This is a genomic window from Mycobacterium sp. KBS0706 (assembly GCF_005938675.2).
Taxonomy (GTDB): Bacteria; Pseudomonadota; Alphaproteobacteria; order DSM-16000; family Inquilinaceae; genus Inquilinus.
On record NZ_VCCH02000223.1, the window covers coordinates 1 to 3,017 of the forward strand.

Below are 3,017 nucleotides of genomic sequence, written 5' to 3' on the forward strand. Positions count from 1 at the left end.
TTGGCCTTCATCGAACGGCTCCACGCGCTGCGGCGCATCGCACGGCCCGAGGAGATCGCAAAGTCGGCGCTCTACCTCGCTTCGGACTCATCGAGCTTCACGACCGGCGGCGCCTTGCTCGCCGACGGTGGCGTGTCGATCAATCGAAGCTGAGCGCGAGTGTATTCGGTCGGACGGCTATGTTTCTACCTTCTACCAGGTCCAGTAGAAACGGGAGTCGAGAAGGAGAGGGGAGCATCGTCCCTTCTCGAATATTGGGAAGGGGCCTGTGAACCCGGCGTGCCGTCCAGCTTTATAGGAGGCGCCCCCATTTCGGATTCCAGTGACCTCCTTCGTCGATGACGACAACCTCCAGCTGCAGATAGCTCGCGATGCCGATCGCCGCCCCAACTGCCTGCTCGGCCGTCAGGAGGCCATCCTCGGGCGTGATGATGAAGCTGGGGTTTGTGTGGCTGAATGACGGGGCGACGATGAGGCCTATGACCCTATGGGCATCCGCCTTGATCGTCAGGGTCACGGCATGCTCGACCGGGTGGGAGACCTTCCTGAACTCGCGCATCGTCATCGTCCAACCTGTCGGCCGGTCACCAGCTCAGAACCAAGGTAACGAAAAGGGCGCCACCGAGTATCGCCATGATCCAGGCCAGCTCCCTTGGATGCCGCTTCGCCCAGAACCGCCACACCTCGTGGAGCCGATCGGTCGGGCGAGCGGTCCCTTGCCGGCTGTTCTTTTCCCCGGAACGGTGCTCGTCTCCTAGGAGAACTCGTTGCGGCGTGCCCTCTCGACCGCTTTCCTCGAGCGGCTCCTGTGCGGAAGCAATATCCGGAGGAGCGGCGTCTCGCGCCAACGCCGCCGCCAATTCCTCGGGATCCACGATGACGACCTGGACCTGCTCCCCGGTCCCCGGCCGCCCGGCCAGCCTGATCATCGTCGAGACCCGCCGATAGGTGGGAGGGGACGAGCCCTCGATCCGTTCCTCATCGGTCTCGACAGTGTAGGTTCCTGGCGGTTGCGGTCCGTTGATGCCGCTCAAGGTGAACGGCCGCGAAAAAGTGACGGTCTCGCTATGGGTCCGCAGGGTCATCGGGATCCTCCGAGCTCGCTGCTCGTCTCTTCACCCGCAATTCATCCGCGTGCGGGCGCTACAGAAGTGCTCCCGACACGACATAGAGAAAGCCCAGCAGGATGAACCCCGCGGGAATCACGATCGGTGGAATGAACCAGGTTTTCATGGCGCGTTCTCTCAATGCACTGTGGTGTCCCGCCCAGAAGCAGGTCGATCAGGAGGCGCCCTTCAATCGGGCGATGTCGCCAGCCGACTGATCCGTCACGGTCGACGATGTTCAGCGGCTCACCCTAAAGAGATGGTGCGATTCCGATGCTATTACGACCGAAATCATCGAAAATTCCTCCGGCCCAGGCACTGGATTCGTGCAGAGGATGCTGCCTTTTCAGCGCACGGCCAACGAAACACAGCCATCGCCAATGTATTATCTGGGATAAAATAGAGTTTCTCCACATATTCCCGTCAGTCGATTTATACCGAAAATTCAGTCGTATATTTTATAGTGGACTATAATATATTTCAAAATCTCTTGAAATTTACATCTGAGATCCCCATATCCAATTGAACGGCGTCCCGGCATCCAGCTGAAGCGGCATCCTGATCAAGGGTGCCGGCGCCCGCCCTCCCTGTCGAGCAAGATTGAACTGGGAACGACCGCATCCTGCTTCGCAGGAAGGCGATATCCCATCACAAGGAAAGATCATGGGAAACATCATGTGGCGCGAGAGCCCCTATTGGCCGGACGAGCCGGTGCCGAGCGACTCGCCGCTCCATGCCGAACTGGATCGTTCCGCGGAAGAGCGCAGCGAAAACGAAGGAATGGCCGAACACCCGCGGAAGTCGCAGGATCCGGCAGGCTGGGAAACGGACCGGGCAGCGCGCATCGGAGAGCTGGGAAGCCCCATCCACGGGTCTGGCGGACCGGACACCGGCATAGACCACGGTCATGCTCGAAGGCGATATGGCGCGGTCGAGAACACCGATCTGGAGAGACGCGTGCTCGCGCACGAGCAGATCCTGCAGGCGCTGATCGCCCATATGGCGGAAGCAGAGCCGGAGTTCATCACTCGATTGAATCGCGCGTTCAACAATCCAGACCATCTGAGCCGTCGCGAGCAGGACTATACGGACACCGCCCAATACGCCGAACAGTTCCTCCGCGAGGTGATCCGTCTTGGAGAAGAGAAATCAACCGTCCCCGCCGGTCGGCTGCCGGGCCCAATTCACCGCGCATCGACCGCGGAGCATGTCGTTGAGCAACATGGGGTCGTCCCGACAGTGTTCCTGGTGGCACACCAGGCCGGGAGATGGACAGTGACCAGGGACGGGCAGTTCTATGGCCACTACTTCGCGGGGAAACCGGCTATCGACGCCGCGCAGGCGGCAATCCGTGACATCGTCGCGAACGGCGGGTCGGCGGTCATGACTCGCCCGCGGCCGCACGAAGCCGGCTGACGAACGATCGAGCTCATTCGCTTCGGTAAGACAGAGATCGGCGACGGGAACGCCTGCTCCGTGCGCGGTGACCAAGTTGCTTGCTGCACAGTTTATCAAAGGATTCAGCCGATGAAATTCCGCCCGCTGCACGACCGGGTCGTGGTCCGCCGCATCGATGCCGAAGCCAAGACCGCGGGCGGGATCATCATCCCCGATACCGCCCAGGAGAAGCCGCAGCAGGGCGAGGTCGTCGCCGTCGGCCTTGGCGCACGGGATACGCATGGCGTGATCCAGGCGCTCGACGTCGGCGTCGGCGACCGCATCCTGTTCAGCAAATGGTCCGGCTCCGAGATCCGGCTCGAGGGGGTCGACTACCTCGTGATGAAGGAGAGCGACGTGATCGGCGTCGTCGCCTGATCCCGCCGCCTCCCACATCCCTCCCCCCCTCCCCCTGCAAGGACCAAGACCATGCCGGCAAAAGACGTCAAATTCAGCACCGATGCGCGCGACCGC

The 3,017-nt window shown here is 61.5% G+C and carries 5 protein-coding genes; 3 read left to right on the top strand and 2 right to left on the bottom strand.

Going from position 1 to position 3,017, the window contains the following annotated elements; translation table 11 throughout:
- Positions 1–153, top strand: a complete 153-nt coding sequence (locus FFK22_RS41245) for an SDR family oxidoreductase (protein ID WP_306770264.1) — start codon at positions 1–3, stop codon at positions 151–153.
- A gap of 139 nt (positions 154–292) precedes the next feature.
- Here FFK22_RS41245 and FFK22_RS41250 read toward each other — a convergent pair whose 3' ends face one another.
- Together FFK22_RS41250 and FFK22_RS43605 are read right to left on the bottom strand one after the other, a co-directional pair.
- Positions 293–565 carry a hypothetical protein gene (locus FFK22_RS41250; RefSeq protein ID WP_143956969.1) on the bottom strand — a complete coding sequence of 91 codons (273 nt, stop codon included), beginning with the start codon at positions 563–565 and terminating at the stop codon, positions 293–295.
- Between the two features lie 19 nt (positions 566–584).
- Positions 585–1,085, bottom strand: coding sequence for a hypothetical protein (locus tag FFK22_RS43605; protein ID WP_186002970.1), 501 nt, complete (start codon positions 1,083–1,085; stop codon positions 585–587).
- Positions 1,086–1,769: 684 nt separating this feature from the next.
- Here FFK22_RS43605 and FFK22_RS41260 point away from each other — a divergent pair.
- Positions 1,770–2,522, top strand: coding sequence for a hypothetical protein (locus FFK22_RS41260; protein WP_138892972.1), 753 nt, complete (start codon positions 1,770–1,772; stop codon positions 2,520–2,522).
- A gap of 111 nt (positions 2,523–2,633) precedes the next feature.
- The gene (locus FFK22_RS41265; RefSeq protein WP_138892971.1) at positions 2,634–2,921 is read left to right on the top strand and encodes a co-chaperone GroES; all 288 of its coding nucleotides are present in this window, start codon (positions 2,634–2,636) and stop codon (positions 2,919–2,921) included.
- Positions 2,922–3,017: the final 96 nt, after the last annotated feature.

What these genes read in the sequence shown, in the direction of transcription:
- FFK22_RS43605 (WP_186002970.1), bottom strand. Translation starts at nt 1,085, where the DNA reads ATGACCCTGCGGACCCATAGCGAGACCGTCACTTTTTCGCGGCCGTTC.
- FFK22_RS41250 (WP_143956969.1), bottom strand. Translation starts at nt 565, where the DNA reads ATGACGATGCGCGAGTTCAGGAAGGTCTCCCACCCGGTCGAGCATGCC.
- FFK22_RS41260 (WP_138892972.1), top strand. Translation starts at nt 1,770, where the DNA reads ATGGGAAACATCATGTGGCGCGAGAGCCCCTATTGGCCGGACGAGCCG.
- FFK22_RS41265 (WP_138892971.1), top strand. Translation starts at nt 2,634, where the DNA reads ATGAAATTCCGCCCGCTGCACGACCGGGTCGTGGTCCGCCGCATCGAT.